Raw genomic sequence first — 20,630 nt, forward strand, 5'->3', positions numbered from 1 at the left:
TTTAGTCTTTCAGTAACATCCTTCCTCCAGCATCAGGCATCCAACCATAAAAAATCGCCCTTCAAAAATTCGAAGGGCGATTTTTTATTAATTCAATCTTTCCGACCATTGCAGGACTTCCGGAAGTTCCCTATCAGAAAATTCGATGTGGATTACTCTTCTCTTTTTTCCGTTGGTTGTTCGGTTTGAACCGTGAAGAGTCAAAGGCTTCATAATCATAATTCCACCCTTTTCTACGTTGCAAATTTCTTCTGTTTCTACAGTCCAGTCTATCGTTTCTGGTCTGTAAATGCCTTTTGCATGAGATTTTGGAACCACTTTCAAAGCTCCGTTATTTTCATCCGTATCATCCAGATGAATTCTGATGGTATATATATTTTCCAAAATATCTAGTGGAGGCTGAACGGCAAACTGATTCTTCTTGGTAGTCCAGGGACCGAAATCGGGCAGATCCAGTTTTTTATCGACGGAAATTGTCAGATCCTGATGATAGGCTACATACCAGTTGGAGGTTTCAGGCTTATCAAAATATATGCTTTTTACCGCAAAATATTTTTCTCCGAAAATTTCTTTAACCACTTTTTTAATATTGTCATTAAAAACAAGGTCTTTGATTTCGGGAACTTCTTTTAAAAACTGTCTTATCGCAAACAGGTCTTCAGACTTTCTGAAATTCTCTTTTGAGGTATCTATATGCTGCAGAACATGGTTTATTTCATCAAGCTCTTTCTCTGAAAATATAGCATTGATAACAGCAAAGCCATATTCAAGAATATGGCTTTTATTGTTTTCTAAGTTATTTAAACTCATTGATATTTAAATTTTGTCTAATGGCTCAGTTAATTGTCCTTCCCATTTCGAAACTGCTGAAGTAGCCAATGTATTTCCTAATACGTTCGTCATACTTCTACCCATATCACAGAAATGGTCAATTGGTAAAATCAAAGCGATTCCTTCCGGCGGAATACCGAACATCGAACACGTTGCCACAATAATAACCAAAGAAGCTCTCGGAACACCGGCAATCCCTTTTGAGGTAAGCATCAATACCAAAAGCATGGTGATTTGCTGTCCAAGGCTCATTTCGATCCCGTAGATCTGTGCAATAAAGATTGAAGCAAATGTCATATACATCATACTTCCATCCAGGTTGAATGAATATCCTAAGGGTAAAATAAAGGACACTACTCTGCTGTTACACCCAAATTTTTCAAGCTCTTCCACCAATTTCGGGAATACGGCTTCTGAACTCGTTGTAGAGAAAGCGATCAATAATGGCTCTTTAATCCTTCTTAACAGGTCAAAAAGACGGTTTCCTAAGATAAAGTATCCTACCAGTAAAAGAACCAGCCAAAGAACTGCTATAGCAAAGAAGAAGTCTCTCAGATAAATAGCATATACTTTGAAGATTTCAAAACCATTGGTAGCCACTACTGCTGCAATAGCTCCCAATACTCCCAACGGAGCAAACCACATGATATACCCTACCATTTTAAGGATAGCATGAGCGATGATATCGAAAAGCTTCACCACAGGCTTAGAATACTCTTCACCTAAATTCGCCAGTGCCACTCCAAACATCACAGCAAATATCACGATCTGCAATACCTCATTGGTTGCAAAGGCTTCAAATAAACTTTTAGGAATCATATGCTTTACAAAGTCTTCCATAGAAAAGCTTTTGCTGCTTTTAAGAAGTTCCTCAGCAGAGGATACGTCCTGAATCGGCAATTTTGTAACATGTCCCGGTTCCAGCCAGTTAACGAGGATCAACCCTATGAAAAGGGAAACCAGAGAAGCTGAAATAAACCAAAGCATGGCTTTTGTTCCTACTCTTCCGATCATTTTAATATCACTCATTTTGGCAATACCCACCACCAAAGTCGTAAAAACCAAAGGAGCAATAATCATCTGTACCAATCTGATAAAAACCGTTCCCAACAGTTTTATGTTTTTGGAAAAAGGTTCTGCATTTTCAGGATATTTCACATGTACAATACCTCCAATTCCTACTCCCACAAGAAGGGCAATGATAATTGCTATAAAAAGTTTATTCTGTCCTTTCATATATATAGTTCAATTTGCGCAAATATAATGGTTTTTCAATTGGCAGAAGATTTTCTTCAAATGGGATGAATTTTACATTAAGTTTTTGATCCCTAAAAATTAAAACCTTGATTTAGAAAATATTGTAAAAAAATTAAGAAACATTTATTGAATTTTTATTCTTTTGGTACAAATTTTATTATTACATTTGATTGTGTAACAACATTAATAAATATACAATATGAAAAAAACTATTGCAATGGCTGCATTAGCTGTAGCTGTATCTTTCGGTGCTATTTCTTGTAAAAAGAAAGTTTCTGATGCCGATCTTCAGACTCAGGCTACAACGGTAGTAACTACCAATCCCAACGCTTCTGTTGAAGTAAAAGAAGGTGTAGCTCACTTAAGCGGAACTTTCGCAGATCAACAATCTAAAGATGCAATGATTGCAAAATTAAAAGCGATCAACGGTGTAAAAGATGTAATGGATATGTCTACTGTTGCAGCTGCTACCCCTGTAGCACCTGTTGAAACTTCTTCTGCTGTAAATCCTGCTGTTCAGAAAAAAGTTCAGGATGCGGTGAAGGATTTCCCTTCTGTAAAAGTAGAGGTTGTAAACGGGCAGCTTACTCTTACAGGAAACGTTTCCGGCCTACAGGCTAGAAAAATCAAAGAATCTGTAGATGCTTTGAAGATCGGAAAGTATAACAACAACCTAATCGTAAAATAATTTAGAAATGGGCGAATTACAAGATAAATATTCAAGTGTCGTTTCAGCGGCACAGTCTGCAGGAATCTCAAACCTTCAGGTTCAGGAGCAGGACGGAATTCTTTATGTTTCCGGAAATGCTTCCAATACTGCGGCTAAAGATGCTGTATGGAATGCTTTAGGAGCTATTGATTCTACTTATTCTGCTTCAGATATTAATATTGATGTGCAGGTTGCAGGTCTTACTTCAGGAGCTTCTTTAACGGTTGCTACTGAAGATTCTAACCTGAATATCAGACAGGAACCTTCTACTGAAGCTGCCGTTGTAGGTAAGGCTGCTAAAGGTGCTTCTGTAACACTGATTGAGCAAACTTCTGATGACTGGTGGAAAGTAAAAACGGCTGACGGTCAGGAAGGATATGCTTATTCAAGATATTTAAGAGCATAATTTTTATTAAAAAATAATAAATTTTCACAAAAAAAGCATAGAGACATCCCAACTTTGGGATGTTTTTATATTTTTACGGCTCTGAAAAAAAAACTAATGAAGAAAACTCTATTGTTATTGGCTTTGATATTCACTGCCTTTATCTTGCATGCACAAAAATTACACCTCGACGGAAAAATCTTAGATTCTGAAAAGAAAGCGATAGAAAATGCCACCGTCTATCTTTTGAAAGAAAAAGATTCATCCATTGTCAACTACACAGCCACCAATAAAGAAGGTAAATTCTCACTGAAACTGGATGATATAAAAGAACCTTCTATTCTGAAAATTGATGCTGATAAATTATCCTCCTATTCTAAAAAATTCCAAAAAATAGATCAGTCATTATCCCTGGGAGATATTCAGCTTGAAAAACAGGGTATCGTTAATGCTATTGATGAGGTGAAGATCACCGTATCTCCTGTAAAGATTAAAAAAGACACCATTGAATTCAGTGCAGCCGCTATAAAAGTTCGCCCTGACAGTAAAATTGAGGAACTTCTGAAGCAAATTCCCGGTGTAGAAATCAACAATGATGGGAAGATTACAGTTAATGGAAAAGAGGTAGATCAGATCATGATCAACGGAAAACCTTTCTTTGATAAAGATGGTAAAATTGCCCTTCAGAACTTACCTGCGGATATCATTAAGAATATTCAGTTTACAACAACCAAAACAAAGGAAGAAGAGCTTAGTGGAAAAACTGCCAAATCCCAGAACACCACCATCAACTTTAATATTGACGAAAAGAAAAATAAAGGGTTGCTGACAAGGCTTACAGTCGGCTATGGATCAGATAAGAGATATGAAGGAAGCGGACTCGCCAGCTATTTTAAAGGCGACACGAAAGTAAGTATCCTTGCCTCTTCCAATAATATCAATTCTCAGGGGTTTTCCAGAGATGAGGTTTTCGACAGTATGGGGAACGGCCGGAATGCCTGGATGATGCAGGGAGGGTCTGTCTCTACGACTGGTAATGTCACCTATTACAATCAGGGAGGCGGTACAAAAGGAATTCAAAGATCTACAACAATTGGGTTAAACTACAGTGACAAACTGGGAAAAGATGCTGATCTGGACTCTTTCAGCCTGATGCATTCGGATTCTAATACGGAAACAAGATCCAAAGTTTCAAGATCTACACTCCTGCCTAGCTATACTCTTCAGACCAACTCTGAAAGCAACGGCGAAAATGAATCCAAACAATACAGTTTCGATGCTTCAGCCAAAATCAAACTGGATTCTCTGACAAGTATTTACATTTCACCAAGATTTAGCAAAAACAGCAGTTTCAGTTTTAATAATTCACAATCATCTAGTTTGAAGAATGGTAGTCTTTTGAATGAAAGTAATTCCTATTCTCGCAATGATTCAGAAAACAACTCATTTAATCCTTACATCTATTTTTCAAGAAAATTCAAGAAAAAAGGACGAGTACTTTCAGCCAATATGAACAGTTCAATTGCTGAGTCTACAAGGGATAATCTCAACCAATCGCAGAATACATTCTATCAGGAAAATGCAACGACTGTTGACAACAGAGATCAATTAGCCAGAAATAAAAACCAGAACAGTACTTTTAACTTCAGGGCAGGATATACAGAACCTGTTTCCGATTCATCTAGCGTAAGCTTTGAAGTAAAATACGAAACAAGATCAGCCAGAGATCTCAGGAATGTGAACGATTTTGATAATGCTACAGGAGATTATACCAAATACAACCAGCTTTTATCCAACAATATGAAGCAGAGAATCAATCAAATTTCTCCTGAAATCACTTATCAGATTAGCAAAAATAAATTAAATTTCTGGGCTACTGCGAATCTTGATATTTCGGATATGAAAGTAAACTCCATCTATAACGGACAGCAATATGATCTTCAGAAAAGTTTTGTATTGCCTGAATATAATCTAAACCTTTATTACACACTGGGAGAAGGGAAAGTTTTAAGTGTTTACAACTATTCCAACTTTACAATTCCTACTGCAGAGCAGCTGACTCCATATAAAGATGAATCTAATCCTCTGGCTACCTTTCAGGGAAATCCTGATTTGAAAAATACATGGACTAACAACCTTTATTTGTATTTCAACAATTATAACAAAGTAAAAGATCTGAGCTACTATTTTAATATTGGTTTTACCTACAGAAATAATGACATTATCAATTTTACCAAATATGATAATGCCGGAAAACAAATTGTTACCTATGATAATGTAAGTGGAAATAAAAGCATCAACGCCGGCGGAGGGTTCAGTAAGACTCTGAAATGGAAAAATAACAAACTGACCATCAACCCGAGATTCAGTATGAATTATGCTTATAATAATGGTTTTATTGACGGACAATCTTTTACCAGTAATTCTTACAACCTCAATCCCGGGCTTAATCTTACCTATGAAATCAAGGATAAAATGACCATTAAACCTTCCTACAGACTTGGATACAGCTTTTCAAATTATACCAATTACAATGTGAAGAGTGTTAATACCGCCAATCAGGCATTGAAACTGGAACTGACCAATTATATGCTGCAGGGTAGATTTGTATTTGGGAATGATTTTGAATATAATACCAATTCTAATATTGCTCCGGGCTTTAAAAAGGATTTTTACTTCTGGAACACCAGTCTGGGCTACTCATTCTATAAAAAACAGTTTACAGCGAAAGTGAAGATCTATGATGTATTAAATCAAAATCAAAGTGTAAAAAGAACCATCACAGATTCTTATTTCGAAGACCGTGAAGATCTTATCCTGAAACGATACATCATGTTCTCCATCAGTATGAAACTGAATAAGTTTGCTGGTAAAAAAATGTAAAAGAATCAACTTTTACTTATATTTTTTTTCTGATAATAGCCGGACTTTTCCGGCTATTTTTATAGATATACATATCCTTTTGAAAATCTCCTCTTTTGGAAAGAGGGAAATTTGACAAATTTTATAGGTAGTTTACCACAATAGAGTACCTCATTTTAGTAAAAGTTCATAATACCCCCCTTTTTAAAAGAAGATTCATTCAGAAAAGTTTTTTATTTTTAAATTAGCAGTAAATTTTTTTTATGAAAATCCATATTTCAATATTATGTATTCTTTTTTTCATTCTTGGAAAAGCTCAGAAGACGGAGCAGAAAGATACTTTCGTTAAAGACAATTTCACCAAGAAAGAATTTTATATTCCGATGCGTGATGGAGTGAAGCTTTTCACAGCTGTGTATATCCCGAAAGATATATCAAACAAGAACAAATATCCGTTTCTGATGCAGAGAACCTGCTACAGCGTTGCACCCTACGGAGAAAATGAATATAAAACAAAGGTGGGGCCCAACACCTATCTTATGAAAGACAAGTATATTTTCGTATACCAGGATGTACGTGGAAGATATATGAGTGAAGGTACATTTACCAATATGACTCCTCAGGTAGAGCGTAAAACCAAAAAAGATGTTGACGAAAGTACAGACACTTATGATACCATAGAGTGGCTTTTGAAAAACATCAAAGACAACAATGCTAAAGTGGGTCAGTTTGGAACGTCTTACCCTGGATTCTACACGGCTGTAGGCACACTTGCACAGCACCCTGCGCTGGTTGCTTCCTCTCCTCAGGCTCCAATTTCTGATTTCTGGAATGATGATTTCCTTCACAACGGGAGATTTATGCTTGGATATTTCAGAACCTTTCCTGTGTTTGGAGTTCAGAAAACAAAACCGGAAGACAAAGCCTGGTATATGGATTCTTTCATCAAACAGACTTCTGAAGATGGCTTAAAGTTTTACAGAGATCTTGGAACACTGAAAGATGCTTATGAAAAATATTATAAGAATAATTTCTTCATGACAGAAATTATGAATCATACCAACTACGATGAATTCTGGCAAAAAAGAAACCTTCTGCCTCATTTGAAGAATATCAATCATGCTGTAATGACTGTAGGTGGATGGTTTGACGCTGAAGATCTTTCCGGTCCTTTAAATATTTATAAGACCATTGAAAAAACAAGTCCTAAAGCAAAAAATACCATTGTAATGGGACCTTTCTCTCACGGTGGATGGTCACAGGAGCAAGGAAAACATTTCCATAGTGAAACTTATTTTGGTGACAGCATCGCAACGTATTACCAGAAAAATGTTGAAACAAAATTCTTCAACCACTACCTGAAAGGTAACACAAAAGAAGATGCCGGACTTCCTGAAGCACTGATGTATGATACAGGAGCTAAAGAATGGAAAGAATTTGCTTCTTATCCGCCTAAAAATGCTCAGAAAGTGAATTTCTATTTAGCAGATAAAACCTTAAAAAAATCATCAGGCCAAGGATATTCTGAATATTACAGTGATCCTAACAATCCTGTTTTAAGTTCAGATCATTTAAAGGATTTCAATGGATTCACTCCAAGAAATTATATGTCAGAAGACCAGAGATTTGCAGTAGGAAGACCTGATGTATTAACCTTCACTACAGATGTACTCACTGATGATATTACTTTTGCCGGAGAGATCATGGCCAAACTGAATATTTCATCCACTTCTACAGATGCCGATTTTGCAGTAAAATTAATTGATGTATATCCTGAAGACTTCAAACCTGCAGAAAAGAAAGATGGTGTAATCTACGGAAACTACCACCAGATGGTAAGAAGTGAGATCATGCCTGCAAGATTCAGAAATACGAGAGAAAAGGGAGAAGCTCTGGTTCCTAACCAGAAAACGGCTGTTAATTTCAGACTTCAGGATGTGGTTCATACATTCAAAAAGGGACATAAAATCCAGATTCAGATCAGCAGTACGTGGTTCCCGCTTTTCGCCATCAATCCGCAGAAATTCATGGATAATCCAAATTTTGCAACGAAAGAGGATTACACCAAAGCGTTTATCAAAGTATATGATGACAGCTCTATTGAAGCTGAAGTTTTAAAATAAATTGAAAAAGCTGTTCGTTTGAACAGCTTTTTTTGTTTTTGAGAACTTGAAGTTTATTTTTAGGTTTTGACTAAAGCCAGATGAATTTGTTGTTTTATTCAAGTGGGCTATATTAATCCAGAAACAATACACTTAATCTTCAATCGTTCTAAAGGTCAGATTTACTCTGGGAGTTTTCACTTTTGTAGTGGGTGGAAGTCTGTGAAGCCAATTGTCCTGAGTGGTTCCTTTCATCATTAATAAACTTCCGTTTTCCAGGAATATTTCTACCTTTTCTTTGGTTATTTTATGCTTGAATAAAAATTTCCTTTCTGCACCAAAAGTAAGAGAAGCAATCGCACCATGCTTTTTTAAATCTGTCTCACCATCGCTGTGATAAGCCATACCTTCACTTCCGTCATGATATAAATTGAGCAGACAGGAATTATAGGTTTCTCCGGAAGCTTCCTCACACTTCTTCTTCAATTCTAATAATTCCGGAGTCCATAATTTGGCATACTTTGTTCTTTTTGAATAGGTATACTCGAAAGGTTTATCTCCAAACCAGGCTACTTTTCTCTTGGTTAAAATCAATTTTCCAAAGATTAATGCCTCATCATTTTCCCAAGGAATCTGATTGAGCAGGTAATTATAAAAATGGTCAGATTTTTCTTTTGAAAAAACCTTTCCGTAATAATGAACGGTTCCATCATGTGGAAGTATGTTTAAGGGATGGTCTGATATTTCTTCGAAGAGGCTTAGCATAATCAGTGCAATTTATTTATTTTAATTGGTTTAAAGTGTACTGAAATAGGTAATGACAAATACGATGATTACAACAAGCAACAATAGCTTCAATCCCATATATACCCTTTCATCCTTCCTTATTTTAGCAAGTTCGGCATCTTGTTTTTTTTTAGCCCCCTCTTTCTTTTCTTTTATCATGTTTTCATACCTTTCAGAAGAATATTTCAGAATCTCCTCCTCAGTTAAAGAAAATTTAGCCCTTCCGTCTTTGTGATATTCTATGAAGCTAATCTTACCTTCTTTATCCCAGCGTTTATGAACCAATGGATATCCGTCTTTATAAATATATTCATCTTTCATATACGCCTCTTTTGCCAGAGAAGCAGAATTATTTCCTTCTATTTCACTTATTGAAAAGTAATACATCCACTTGTTTATTCTTTTACCCAGTGCATAATTTCCCAAAACGCACAAATCACCGTTATTATACCAATATTTATATTCACCATCAATTACATCATTAATATAGAAAGCTTCTGCTCTTTTTCTGTCATCAGGATAAAGCAAGGTAATAAAACCGTTTTTGAAATGTTTTTTTAGTAAACTATCCGGGTTCTTTTGTAAATAATTCTGTTTGCTATATGCATTCCATGTATCATAATAATGATTGAACTGCCATGGGTATAACATTTGAGAGATACGCTCCATATCCATTTTTATTTCTGACTCTTCTTCCGGAAAAAACTCAATAATGGCAAAGAAGGGTTCTATTTTTAAATTTTTATAAGCACAAAGCTTATGGTGGCCGTCCAAAATATATTCGTGGAAATAATCATCTTTCCCATATTTTCCCTTCAGAATAACAGCAAATGGCCTTACTCCTGATAAAATAAGATCTTTATAATATTTTACAAGTTCCTTATCAATTTCTTTCTCGGATTTCCAAGCAATGAAAGGATATTCATATATATTAAAACAACATGTATCTCTGTAAGCATCATAAGATTCATAACTATAGATGAGGTTTTGTGATAATTTCTCATCATACTTCCTGATCTCTTCTTCCACGCCTTTTTTATCCAGTCTTTCTTCTCCAAAAACGGCAGCCTCGCTATAAATATACCATGCTTTATTTTCCGAAAAGCTTAATCTATAATTTCCATTTTGCATTAAACCCAATAGGGACTGTAAAGATTGAAACAAATCTTCTACTTTATCTGTATAATCTATATTAAAATCAACTTCCTTAAGGGCATTATTAATACAGTTCTGATTTTCCTGAGTTATGGAAAACAGCACCATATTTTCATCTCCCGGGTCATCACAGTCATCCCATAAGAAAAGAGCTGGTTCTTTTCCTATTGTCAGACATTCGCTATACTGATTAAAATCGTATTCAAGAGTAATTAAGCCCTTGCCATCTGTTATTTTAAAATTCATAGATCTTATTAAAAAGGCATTTCTTTAGATACAATCCCTTCAATCAAAGATAAGATAAACATAAATTACATGATCGGTTTTTGATCAATAAACCCAAACTGAATCTATCGAAAAATGATATTTTATAAAAGAATAAGTTTATGAATAGATTTGTGAACCCTCCCAGCCCATCATCAGCTGTTTCCTTTCAATTCCCCAACGATACCCGCCGAGATGTCCGGTAGACTGTATCACGCGGTGACATGGAATAAGAAATGCTACAGGATTGCTTCCTATGGCTGTTCCTACTGCTCTGGATGCTTTAGGATTTCCAATTTTTTCTGCCAGGCTGCCATATGTAGACAGTTTTCCCATCGGAATTGTCAACAGACTTTCCCAGACCTTAAGCTGAAAATCGGTACCTTTTAAGTGTAATTTTATTGTGTTGAGTTTCGTCCAGTCTTTATCAAATATGGACAGTGCGTTCTTTTGAAGTGCATCTTGTTTTTCAATAAAAGAAGCATTGGGGAACTTCTTTTCCAGCTCCCCTAATGCTGTTTCTTTATCGTCTTCAAAAGCCATATAGCAGATTCCTTTTTCTGTGGAAGCTACCAATATATTTCCGAAAGGACTTTCGGAAAAACTGTAATAAATACTGAGGCTTTTTCCGCCGTTTTTATATTCTGCGGGAGACATTCCTTCTATCTTTACAAACAGATCATGAAGCCTGCTGGTACTGGAAAGTCCTGTCTCATAAGCGGTATCAAACAAACTTGCTTTTTCTTCCTTCAACAAATTTTTAGCATGTTCAAGACTGATGAACTGCAAAAATTTCTTAGGACTTGTTCCTGCCCAATCTGTAAAGATCTTCTGAAAATGGGCCGGACTCAAGTGAATATTTTCTGCCACTTCCTCCAAACTTGGCTGAAGCCTGAAATTGCTCTGGATATATTCTATCGCTTTGGCAATTCTGTTATAATCTATCTGACTTTGTGTGGACATCATACTATTGTTTTTACCTCACAAATTTCCAAAGAATACATGACAGAAAAAATCCGATTCTTGCGGAATATTAGTTGTTGTTATAAATATCGTTGTAAGCAAGCATTTTGTAATATAATTTAGCCGCCAGGAAAGCTGTTGGCTTAGCCATCGGAGAATCCATTAATTCTACAATATCAAATGCCACTACGTTACATTTTTCAAATACTTTTCTTAATAATTCCAATGTTGGGTACCACTGTAATCCACCTGGTTCAGGAGTTCCTGTAGAAGGAGCGATAGAAGGGTCGAAAGCATCAAGGTCAATGGTAATATATACATTTCCTGAAACTTTTTCCAATACATCATTCACCCAGTTTTCGTTGTTCGCAATTTCGTGAGCAAAGAATACTCTTCCTTCCGGCAGATACTGAGCTTCCTCAATATCCATAGAACGGATTCCCACCTGTACAAGGTTATGTTTCTGGTTAGCTTCAAATACAGCACAAGCATGGTTTGAAGTAGAACCGTGGAAATCAGGACGTAAGTCTGTGTGAGCATCTAACTGAAGAACGGTAAGGTTTTCAAATTTCTCTCCTACTGCACGGATAGATCCGATGGAAACAGAATGCTCACCACCGAATAGTGTGAATACTTTTCCTTCATTGTTCAAAAGCTCTTTTGTTTTCTGATAAACAGCTTCTGTCATCGCTTCCGGAGTTGAGTTTTCAGAAACTTCCCCAGCCAGGTATACCCCTTGAAGGTAAGGCTCAGTTTGTGTTTCAATGTCATAAAGCTCCATGTTTTCAGAAGCGTCTAAGAATAATTCCGGGCCTTTATCAGCTCCTTTACCCCATGTTGAAGTTCCATCGTAAGGAACTGTAACCAACATTACTTTCGAATTCTCTAGCGTTGCGTTTTCCTCGGGAATTCCTGCGTATGTTCTCATGCTTTATTTAAAAATTTTAATGTTTTAAATTTGAAATATTGACCACAAAGATACGAAGAGTTTGCGAGTTGGAGAGTAAGAGTGCTAGAGAGTTTATGAGTTACAGACTCTCCCCTGCCTATCTGTTACCTGCTACTTAAAACCTATCACCTGTTACTCTTCCCTTTCCACTTTCAACTCAAATAGCTATTTTTGTACAAAACTCATAATATGCCTTTAAAAGCTGTTCTTTTCGATATGGATGGAGTAATTGTAGATACAGAACCATTGCATAGAAAAGCTTATTTCAAAACTTTTGATGAACTGGAAATTGCCGTTTCCGAAGAGCTATACACCTCTTTTACCGGGGCTTCCACCAAAAGAGTCTCTGAAACTTTGATTAATGAATTCAATTTAAATCAAACTTACGAAACCATTGCTCAGATCAAAAGATCTCATTTCAAAGATTATTTTTACAATGATGATGAATTTGACTTAATCCCGGGGGTAAGACAACTTATTGAGCATTATCATGAAAATGGTATCAAATTGATATTAGCATCTTCTGCTACGATGACAACGATCAATATGGTCTTTGAAAAGTTCGGGCTTGAGAAATATTTCAGCGGAAAGATCAGTGGAGCCGATTTAAAGGAATCAAAGCCTCATCCTGAAGTTTTTTTGCTGGCTGCTGATATGGCAAATGAGTCTGTTGAAAACTGTATGGTGATTGAAGATTCCACCAATGGAATTCTGGCTGCCCACAGAGCAGAAATTTTCTGTGCTGCCTACAGAAGCCCCCATTCAAAAAATCAGGATTATACATTGGCAGATACCGTAATTTCTGATTATGAAGAATTGGAACTGGATAAAGTTTCAAAATATTTTTAAATAAAAAAGCTCTCAGAATCTAATCTGAGAGCTTTTATTTTGTATGTACTTTGCCATCTGAACGAAGTGAGGATTCTTAACTTTACTTAATCCTTAATAAAAAACTTAATGGTTAAATTTTAAAACATTAAGATTCATTCAGTAGTTAAGATTATTAAGGAGAGATTGCTTTGTCACTTCCGTTCCTCGCAATGACAGATTAAATTATTATTTATAACCAAGAATTTTCAAAATATCTTCCGGCTCCTGTTTCTCACGGAAAATCTCGTATTGTAATTCACCGTTTTCATCTTTCTGAATCAGAACGTGTCTTGGCTGAGGCATAAGACAGTGATGGACACCACCGTATCCTCCGATCGTTTCCTGATAAGCTCCTGTATGGAAGAATCCTATATACAAAGGCTTCGTATCGCTGAAAACCGGTAAATAAATGGCATTGGTATGCTGCTCAGAGTTATAATAATCATCTGAATCACACGTCAATCCACCTAAAAATACTCTTTCATAAGTATCTTCCCAACGGTTTAGCGGAAGCATAATAAAGTGTCTTGAAATCGCCCATGTATCCGGAAGCGTTGTCATGAAAGAAGAGTCGATCATATTCCACTTTTCTCTGTCATTCTGACGTTTCTGAGAAATAATCTTATACAGGTTCGCCCCACTTTCCCCAACGGTAAAGCTACCGAACTCAGTATAGATGTTGGGCTCTTCCACCCCTTCTTCTTCGCAGAACTTCTTGATTTGAGAAACAATCTCTTCTACCATGTACTGATAGTCGTAATCAAAGTTTAATGAAGTTTTGATTGGGAAACCTCCACCAATATTCAATGAATCTACTTCAGGAGCAATTTTCTTCAAACGTGCGTATACACGAAGACATTTGTATAATTCGTTCCAGTAGTATGAAGTATCTTTTATCCCCGTATTGATGAAGAAGTGAAGCATTTTCAATCTTGCATTCGGGTGTTCAGCAATCTTCTGGCTGTAGTAAGGAATGATATCTTTATATCCGATTCCTAATCTTGAGGTATAGAATTCGAACTTCGGTTCTTCCTCTGATGCAATTCTGATTCCGATATTAAATGTAGAATCAATGCTTTCGGTAAGTTTGTCCAATTCTCTGTAATTATCAAGAATCGGAGTAATATTTTCAAAACCGTTATTGATCATATCTGAAATCTTTGTCAGATAATCATCCGTTTTGAAACCATTACAGATTACTTCAATGTTTTTATCTACCTTCTCTTTTTCATAAAGAGATTTTACAATATCCATGTCATAAGCAGATGATGTTTCTATCGAAATATCGTTCTTCAATGCTTCTTCCAATACGAAATTGAAATGACTGGATTTTGTGCAATAGCAGTAGGTATAATTCTTTTTATATCCGGTTTTTTCAAAAGCTTCTTTAAACCAGCTTTTGGCTTTCTGGATATTTTGAGAAATTCTCGGCAGATAGCTAATCTTTAGCGGAGTGCCAAATTGTTCAACTACATCCATCAATGGAACGTCGTGAAACAACAAATTGTTCTCAGATACATTAAATTCCTCTGTAGGAAAATATAATGTCTGATCAATAAGTTCCGAGTACTTTATTTTCATTTCTAAACAAGTGAATTAAGAAATGCAAAATTGCTAAAAAAGTTTGATTTTTAGGTGTTAAAATTATCATAATTTTAAATAAAGACCCAATATCATATCCTGTGAAAATTTATCTCTGATAATCAGTAGGTAAACTTTTGAATATATTCATTCCTTTTGGCGTCTGAAATGCCCAGTACCTGCTGAATATAGGCATCTGTAGAGCCATACTTTTTGTTGATCTCTTCAAAAGCGGCATCAAGGTATCTTTTTTCTACCCAGCTCAGTTTTTCCAACACCTTCAAATCCATCTTCGGATAAAGGAAATGTAGGTTATTGGCAAGGCGGAGTCTTTTCTGAACAAGATCTTTCCTATAGTTGTTGGATAAAAGATATTCGTTATAAATAGTCTCTTTATTAAATTTCAGAATCGTAAGAATCAATGCTGTTGTAATTCCTGTTCTGTCTTTTCCGGCCGTACAGTGATAAAGAATCGGATCTTTGGATTCCAGAATTTCTGTAATAATCCTCTTTATGGTTTCCGGATTTTCTGTAACGTACTCACGGTAAAAGTCGATCATTCTTTTGTCTGCATCGGAAGCGTTCACTTTACCTTTAAGGACAAGCTTTTTCGCTTGCGCAAGCTGATCACCTTCATCTTCAAATGCTGAATATTTTTTATAAACAGTTTCTGCAGGAAGCTGATCCGGGCTTTGAGATATTTCTTTCGAATTTCTAAGATCAATGACTTCTTTTATGCCCAGTTTTTCAATATCATCAAAAGATTTCTTTTTCAGCTTATGAAGATGGGCACTTCTGTACAGCTTACCTGATTTTAAAGTTCTTCCTTCGGTATTTTTAATATTTCCTACCGTCCGGAAATTATTCACTTTTTTAATCTGAATTACTTTTTCAGTTTCATTTTTCCCATATTCAGGGGTTTCAAAATGTTGTGTTTTGCATGAGAAAATACAGCATAATGAAATGGTGAAAACTGATATTTTGATTAATGTATTCAATTGTTTTTAATAAGTTTTGGCTAAAGCCAGTGGATTCGTATATTTTTTATCAAATGGGCTAAAGCCCACTTCTATTGATAATTAGATCCTTTTAATAGATTGTCGGATATTCTATTTCACGGATTCCTACAAATAATAAAACATCACCGGATTCGTATTCTATGGAAACCTCATCTTCAACGGCGAAATTTCGAGTTCCTATTCTTGAGGTAATACTTAGGGTTTCATTTGTCAAAGGCCAATTAAGTCCCTGAGTGGTTATATTATTTACTGATGGAAACGGATAGAGAGAAATCATTTTGTTTTTTACACCTTTCAGTTTAAAATCATTGGGAATAAAATAATATTCTGAAAATTCATCATAAAATTTAATATTCATCTGATCTTTAAATGCATAAGCAACGGTAATATTTCCCAAAAAATGATCCTGTTCGCCCCCACTTCCTCCAAAAACATCAGTCTCCGAAAAACCTCTTTCCTGAATAATTTCCAAAGCTTTGTGAAAATCTGTTTTTTCCTGATCCAATGTTAGGATAAATTTTTCCTGATACATATCTTCATCTGAGCCGGAGTGCGAATCAAAATCGCCGGAAATAAAATCGAGTTTATCCAATGGCAATCCCATTCTTTTTAAATAGTGAAAAGCACCGTCTGTACAAGCGATCAAGCCATAATTTTCAAAATTGGGTAACGATTTCGGAGCTTCTCCATTGATGAAAAGTAATGCTCTATCTCTCATTCGGGTTCCAGTATTCTTCCGGTTCGTTGTTCAGTTTTGAAATATATCTTGCCAATACAAAAAGATAATCTGAAAGTCTGTTTAAATATTTAATCAATTCGGGACGTACTTCCTCTGATTCATTCAAAAATACCAATGACCGTTCTGCTCTTCTGCAGATGGTTCTTGCCGCATGTAAAAAAGTCGCTGACTTCCCGCCACCCGGAAGAATAAAGTATTGAAGGGGTTCCAGTTTTTCCTCAAAAGCATCCATCCATTGCTCCAACTCTTCAATTTCTGTTTCTGAAATAATGATCGGAAGACGTGATTTTCCGTTGGCCAGCATTAGCTTATCCACTGGTGTTGCAGCTTCTGAACCTACGGTGAATAAATCAAACTGTATTTTCTTCAGCTGTCTCAGCACTTCTCCATCTTCGATATGACTTTTTGCAATCCCAATAAATGAATTCAGCTCGTCTATATTTCCATAACTGTCTACTCTGGCACTGGCTTTGGAAACCCTTGTTCCGCCATATAATGCCGTCTGACCTTTATCTCCTGTTTTTGTATAAATTTTCATAGTACTAAAATACTTTTTTTTGTATAAAGTACAATGTAAAAAGTAGCAATAACTGCCTATTCTGCCTGAAAAATAATTAGCTGACATTAGGAATTAATGTCAGCTAATATTTGCATATGTACGTTCTATATCTTTTGAGATTGCTTCCCCTTTGTTAAACATGACGAAGCAAATACCAATTCCTTTCTTTATAGATTAAAAAGTATAATTAACATTTAGCTGAAAAATTGTTCCGTTAAATCCAAACTGATTTACCTCCCAAGGATATCTGAACCTTCCTCCAAGATCTGTTACGACATCTCCTTTGCTGTCTATTACATCCGGATAAATATTAAATAAATTATTTACGACTCCGGAAACTTTAAGGTCTTTCGTGATTTTATATGTTAAAACAATGTCTGTAATTACCTTACCAGAAAATGTCTGATCTTTGGCCGGATCAGTTGCGTGCTGCCATGTAACAGAACCAAAGTAAGTATTATTAAGATTAAAGTTAAACTTTGAAATGTCATACGAAAGACTAAGAATAGTTTTTGTTTTTGGCCTTGCAGAGGTAATTCTAGATTGCTCTTTTCTATCAAAAAAGTTTTCTGAGTACCCATTTTCAGCCAAAATAGATGGAACGGCAATATTATCTACTATCTTAGTTTCATTATAATTGAACGCAGCAATAATTCCCAGTCTTCCTTTGCCAATAGAGGAAGTATAATAATTAGCCACGAAATCTACCCCCTCAGTAACTGTATTTACAGCATTGGTAAAAAACTTCAAGGAAGTTATTTTATTATTGTCTAATATTACTTCCACAGGGTTTGTTGTATCCGGGCTCCCCGGAGCACCTGTTTTGTAACCAATATCTCCTGAGAAAAGTACTCTGTCTTTAATTTTTATTCTATAATAATCTGCTGTAATAGTCAGGTTTTTAAAAGGTTTTACGGCAAATCCTGCAGTAATGTTAAACGCTTTTTCAGCATTTAATTTTGCTACCCCAAGATCAGATCTTACAATTTGAGAGTCATTATTAAAAGTACCCTGATTAGCTACAGTATTCCCTGTAATTTTGGTCTGAACGTTGGAATAATAAATCTGGTGTAATGAAGGTGCTCGAAATCCTGTAGAAACAGACCCACGGAAAACCAATTTATCATCTAACAGCTTATATCTTGCATTTCCTTTCCAGGAAACATTATTTCCAAAATCACTAAAGTTTTCATATCTCACAGTTCCTCCCACTAACAGGTTTTTCGTAACATCCCATTCAGCATTCATATAAGCTCCAATATTCTGACGGTTTTTATTGACTTCATTTTGAGGCTGCAGTCCTGGAAATGATTCTGCACCACTTCCTATATAAGATGCTTCCTCTCCTGCCTTCGCTTGATAGTTTTCATTGCGTACTTCAACGCCAGCTCCTAAAACAAGCGTACCAAAATTTCGGTTGATATCTATGTTTCCGATAATATTACTAAACTGATGACCACCTGCTTTAAAACGGGTTGGTGAATTTCCACCCAAAGAGGTATTAATGGTGTTTCCTACAACATAATTTACTGCATTAGAGCCAAAGGTTGCACTACCATCAAAACTCCATTTTCCAAACATGCCTTTCCATCCGGAGGTTAAATTATAATCATAAACATCGGTTTTAAATTCCGGTTGAAATCCATTGTAAGGCTGCCCTTTTGGAGTTAATAAACCAAAATCTGAAGTTACCCAATAGGGTGTTCTATACAAAGCATAGCTAGTTCCATTCCTGTAAGTTGTACCACCAAAAGCATAAAATTTTCCCGTTTCACTTGTTGGCAATTCAAAATTTACAAACATATTGGCAACTCTTGTCTCCGGCTGCCCTATGATCATTCCTAAACCAGGATTAGCCTGCGTCCAGGCATTATCCACACCAAAAAGTTCATCTTTTGTAATAGAACCTGCACGGTTCGTTTTATTTTGGGAAGAATATCCCAGTGTAAGATTCAGACTTCCATTTTTTGCAACCCTGATTCCTGTATTAAAATCTGCTCCGATATTAAAGCCATCTCCTTTTGAAGTAATACCAGAAAAAAGATTGACTGTACTTTTCCCAACACTGTTTTTAAGAATAATATTAATCACTCCTGCAATAGCATCAGAACCATATTGTGCTGAGGCACCATCTCTCAATACTTCTACGTTTTGTAAAGCTGCTGACGGAATGCTTTTCAGATCCGTACCTACTTCACCTTTTCCCGGTGTATCATTTACATAAATTAAAGCGCTTTGATTTTTTCTTTTACCATTCACCAAAACTAATGTTCTGGAAGGTCCTAATCCTCTTAAATCTGCAGGATCAAAGTGAGCCGTTGCATCAGAAACAGTTTGCTGTGATGAATTAAAAGAGGGTACAGCATACGTCAAAGCTTTATCAAAAGTAATCTGCCCTGTAGATTTTAGCTGTACAGCCGAAATATTATCAATAGGAATTGCAGAGGTAATGATGGTTCTGGGTTTAGTTCTCCCCGTAGTAACTACAACTTCATCTATATTGTTTTCTTTTACAGTTTCCTGAGCATATGCCATAGTACCAGCTCCGCTCAATACTAATGCATAAATTTTTTTTTTAAAGATTTTCTTTTTCATGTCAAGTATTAATAATTAAATAAATTTATATAAAAATTAAATACAAAACATAAAAATCAAACATATGATAAAAATTTCTCCTTCAAATAAATAAAATATTGTTGATTTACAAAAATAAGAATTGATTTACAAAGTATAAAGTTGCTTATTAATAATCTAAAAAAGAAAAATAGCAACAATGTTCTACTCTATATGAAAAATAATTAACTAAAATTACAAATAATAATGATTTTATTTTTTTTTGATGAGTCATTTCAATAGGTTGAAATTGCTTTACCTATGGTTCGCAATGACCATAAAAAATGGCCGGAAAACCGGCCATATCCAAATTATTTATTTACCTCTACGTATTGTATGATGGTCTGATTTTTTGGGTTGTAGATAATTGTACTACTTTTTGGAAATCTTTTCAATTTATAGTATTGAATATTTTTATCGGATTTTATATCTTCCAGGATACTTGTATCAAACGTATTGTCAGGAAGGAATTTGGACATAAAACTTATTTTATCAACAATGTTTTGTCCATCAATTTTACGGGCAGTTTTATCAGATTTACTTTCATCGGAAGTAGGCTGGCCTTCCAAAAACGGAAGCAACACCGCAATGTCTGCTTTATATTTAAAAATATAGCCTTCGGGTCTTCCTGGAATTTTAACTTTTTTTCCTTTCTCTTCAGAAACAATGGAAGCTCCAGTACCAGGGAAAACGGCATTAAATTTAACATCCTCGGAATTGGTTAAAGAATTTATAGATTCATTGACTGTTTTCTTTACTGTTTCTTCTACAGCCTGCTGTGCTTTTTGCTGCACTGTTTCGGTTGTCTTTTGAACAGTCTGGTCAATTTTTTCCTCAATCTTATTGCATGATACTAATAAAAAGGTGGTGATAACGGGCAAAATATACTTCTTCATAATTCTAATAATAGCGATTTCATTTATTAATATCCTTTCTTCTAACGGAAAAGTAGGTCCGGATATTTTAGCAAAGAAAAAATATTTTTT

The 20,630-nt window shown here is 35.5% G+C and carries 17 protein-coding genes; 5 read left to right on the forward strand and 12 right to left on the reverse strand.

Annotated elements, in window-relative coordinates; translation table 11 throughout:
- Positions 1-87 precede the first annotated feature (87 nt).
- Together DBR39_RS14605 and DBR39_RS14610 are read right to left on the reverse strand one after the other, a co-directional pair.
- Positions 88-810, reverse strand: coding sequence for a phytanoyl-CoA dioxygenase family protein (locus DBR39_RS14605; RefSeq protein WP_124534282.1), 723 nt, complete (start codon positions 808-810; stop codon positions 88-90).
- A gap of 6 nt (positions 811-816) precedes the next feature.
- On the reverse strand, positions 817-2,067 hold the full coding sequence (locus DBR39_RS14610) for a dicarboxylate/amino acid:cation symporter (protein WP_124534284.1): 1,251 nt from the start codon (positions 2,065-2,067) through the stop codon (positions 817-819).
- 220 nt (positions 2,068-2,287) lie between these two features.
- Between DBR39_RS14610 and DBR39_RS14615 the strand changes: the two genes are divergently transcribed.
- From DBR39_RS14615 to DBR39_RS14630, 4 genes are all read left to right on the forward strand, one after another.
- Positions 2,288-2,776: a BON domain-containing protein gene (locus tag DBR39_RS14615; RefSeq protein ID WP_124534286.1), complete on the forward strand. Its 489-nt coding sequence runs from the start codon at positions 2,288-2,290 to the stop codon at positions 2,774-2,776.
- A 7-nt stretch (positions 2,777-2,783) separates the two neighbouring features.
- Complete coding sequence (locus DBR39_RS14620) at positions 2,784-3,203, forward strand: SH3 domain-containing protein (protein ID WP_103231700.1); 420 nt, start codon at positions 2,784-2,786, stop codon at positions 3,201-3,203.
- Between the two features lie 96 nt (positions 3,204-3,299).
- Positions 3,300-6,065: a TonB-dependent receptor gene (locus DBR39_RS14625; RefSeq protein WP_124534288.1), complete on the forward strand. Its 2,766-nt coding sequence runs from the start codon at positions 3,300-3,302 to the stop codon at positions 6,063-6,065.
- Positions 6,066-6,307: 242 nt separating this feature from the next.
- Complete coding sequence (locus tag DBR39_RS14630; RefSeq protein ID WP_124534290.1) at positions 6,308-8,167, forward strand: CocE/NonD family hydrolase; 1,860 nt, start codon at positions 6,308-6,310, stop codon at positions 8,165-8,167.
- 132 nt (positions 8,168-8,299) lie between these two features.
- Here DBR39_RS14630 and DBR39_RS14635 read toward each other — a convergent pair whose 3' ends face one another.
- From DBR39_RS14635 to speB, 4 genes are all read right to left on the reverse strand, one after another.
- Complete coding sequence (locus DBR39_RS14635; protein WP_124534292.1) at positions 8,300-8,911, reverse strand: alpha-ketoglutarate-dependent dioxygenase AlkB family protein; 612 nt, start codon at positions 8,909-8,911, stop codon at positions 8,300-8,302.
- Between the two features lie 30 nt (positions 8,912-8,941).
- Positions 8,942-10,333: a toxin-antitoxin system YwqK family antitoxin gene (locus DBR39_RS14640; protein ID WP_124534294.1), complete on the reverse strand. Its 1,392-nt coding sequence runs from the start codon at positions 10,331-10,333 to the stop codon at positions 8,942-8,944.
- Positions 10,334-10,471: 138 nt separating this feature from the next.
- Positions 10,472-11,314 carry a bifunctional helix-turn-helix domain-containing protein/methylated-DNA--[protein]-cysteine S-methyltransferase gene (locus DBR39_RS14645; RefSeq protein ID WP_124534723.1) on the reverse strand — a complete coding sequence of 281 codons (843 nt, stop codon included), beginning with the start codon at positions 11,312-11,314 and terminating at the stop codon, positions 10,472-10,474.
- Between the two features lie 70 nt (positions 11,315-11,384).
- A complete protein-coding gene (gene speB, locus DBR39_RS14650) occupies positions 11,385-12,242 on the reverse strand; it encodes an agmatinase (protein ID WP_124534296.1) in 858 nt (285 codons plus the stop codon).
- Between the two features lie 210 nt (positions 12,243-12,452).
- Here speB and DBR39_RS14655 point away from each other — a divergent pair, with 210 nt between their 5' ends.
- Entirely contained in the window at positions 12,453-13,112 is a 660-nt protein-coding gene (locus tag DBR39_RS14655; RefSeq protein WP_124534298.1) for an HAD family hydrolase, read from the forward strand.
- A gap of 207 nt (positions 13,113-13,319) precedes the next feature.
- Here the strand turns inward: DBR39_RS14655 and DBR39_RS14660 are convergent, their stop codons facing one another.
- From DBR39_RS14660 to DBR39_RS14685, 6 genes are all read right to left on the reverse strand, one after another.
- Positions 13,320-14,714 carry an arginine decarboxylase gene (locus DBR39_RS14660; protein WP_124534300.1) on the reverse strand — a complete coding sequence of 465 codons (1,395 nt, stop codon included), beginning with the start codon at positions 14,712-14,714 and terminating at the stop codon, positions 13,320-13,322.
- A gap of 122 nt (positions 14,715-14,836) precedes the next feature.
- On the reverse strand, positions 14,837-15,712 hold the full coding sequence (locus DBR39_RS14665; RefSeq protein WP_124534302.1) for a tyrosine-protein phosphatase: 876 nt from the start codon (positions 15,710-15,712) through the stop codon (positions 14,837-14,839).
- Positions 15,713-15,803: 91 nt separating this feature from the next.
- A complete protein-coding gene (locus DBR39_RS14670; protein WP_124534304.1) occupies positions 15,804-16,451 on the reverse strand; it encodes a thiamine diphosphokinase in 648 nt (215 codons plus the stop codon).
- Complete coding sequence (locus DBR39_RS14675; RefSeq protein ID WP_124534306.1) at positions 16,441-17,010, reverse strand: cob(I)yrinic acid a,c-diamide adenosyltransferase; 570 nt, start codon at positions 17,008-17,010, stop codon at positions 16,441-16,443. The genes DBR39_RS14670 and DBR39_RS14675 overlap by 11 nt, the downstream gene beginning before the upstream one ends.
- A 195-nt stretch (positions 17,011-17,205) precedes the next feature.
- Positions 17,206-19,626 carry a TonB-dependent receptor plug domain-containing protein gene (locus DBR39_RS14680; RefSeq protein WP_124534308.1) on the reverse strand — a complete coding sequence of 807 codons (2,421 nt, stop codon included), beginning with the start codon at positions 19,624-19,626 and terminating at the stop codon, positions 17,206-17,208.
- A gap of 329 nt (positions 19,627-19,955) precedes the next feature.
- Complete coding sequence (locus DBR39_RS14685) at positions 19,956-20,540, reverse strand: hypothetical protein (protein WP_124534310.1); 585 nt, start codon at positions 20,538-20,540, stop codon at positions 19,956-19,958.
- Positions 20,541-20,630 lie beyond the last annotated feature (90 nt).

It is taken from the genome of Chryseobacterium sp. KBW03 (assembly GCF_003852415.1).
GTDB lineage: Bacteria > Bacteroidota > Bacteroidia > Flavobacteriales > Weeksellaceae > Chryseobacterium > Chryseobacterium viscerum.

Coding starts and splice junctions, on each gene's coding strand:
- DBR39_RS14685 (WP_124534310.1), bottom strand. CDS start 20,540: ATGAAGAAGTATATTTTGCCCGTTATCACCACCTTTTTATTAGTATCA.
- DBR39_RS14660 (WP_124534300.1), bottom strand. CDS start 14,714: ATGAAAATAAAGTACTCGGAACTTATTGATCAGACATTATATTTTCCT.
- DBR39_RS14615 (WP_124534286.1), top strand. CDS start 2,288: ATGAAAAAAACTATTGCAATGGCTGCATTAGCTGTAGCTGTATCTTTC.
- DBR39_RS14675 (WP_124534306.1), bottom strand. CDS start 17,010: ATGAAAATTTATACAAAAACAGGAGATAAAGGTCAGACGGCATTATAT.
- DBR39_RS14640 (WP_124534294.1), bottom strand. CDS start 10,333: ATGAATTTTAAAATAACAGATGGCAAGGGCTTAATTACTCTTGAATAC.
- DBR39_RS14610 (WP_124534284.1), bottom strand. CDS start 2,067: ATGAAAGGACAGAATAAACTTTTTATAGCAATTATCATTGCCCTTCTT.
- DBR39_RS14680 (WP_124534308.1), bottom strand. CDS start 19,626: ATGAAAAAGAAAATCTTTAAAAAAAAAATTTATGCATTAGTATTGAGC.
- DBR39_RS14625 (WP_124534288.1), top strand. CDS start 3,300: ATGAAGAAAACTCTATTGTTATTGGCTTTGATATTCACTGCCTTTATC.
- speB (WP_124534296.1), bottom strand. CDS start 12,242: ATGAGAACATACGCAGGAATTCCCGAGGAAAACGCAACGCTAGAGAAT.
- DBR39_RS14655 (WP_124534298.1), top strand. CDS start 12,453: ATGCCTTTAAAAGCTGTTCTTTTCGATATGGATGGAGTAATTGTAGAT.
- DBR39_RS14635 (WP_124534292.1), bottom strand. CDS start 8,911: ATGCTAAGCCTCTTCGAAGAAATATCAGACCATCCCTTAAACATACTT.
- DBR39_RS14630 (WP_124534290.1), top strand. CDS start 6,308: ATGAAAATCCATATTTCAATATTATGTATTCTTTTTTTCATTCTTGGA.
- DBR39_RS14670 (WP_124534304.1), bottom strand. CDS start 16,451: ATGAGAGATAGAGCATTACTTTTCATCAATGGAGAAGCTCCGAAATCG.
- DBR39_RS14605 (WP_124534282.1), bottom strand. CDS start 810: ATGAGTTTAAATAACTTAGAAAACAATAAAAGCCATATTCTTGAATAT.
- DBR39_RS14620 (WP_103231700.1), top strand. CDS start 2,784: ATGGGCGAATTACAAGATAAATATTCAAGTGTCGTTTCAGCGGCACAG.
- DBR39_RS14645 (WP_124534723.1), bottom strand. CDS start 11,314: ATGTCCACACAAAGTCAGATAGATTATAACAGAATTGCCAAAGCGATA.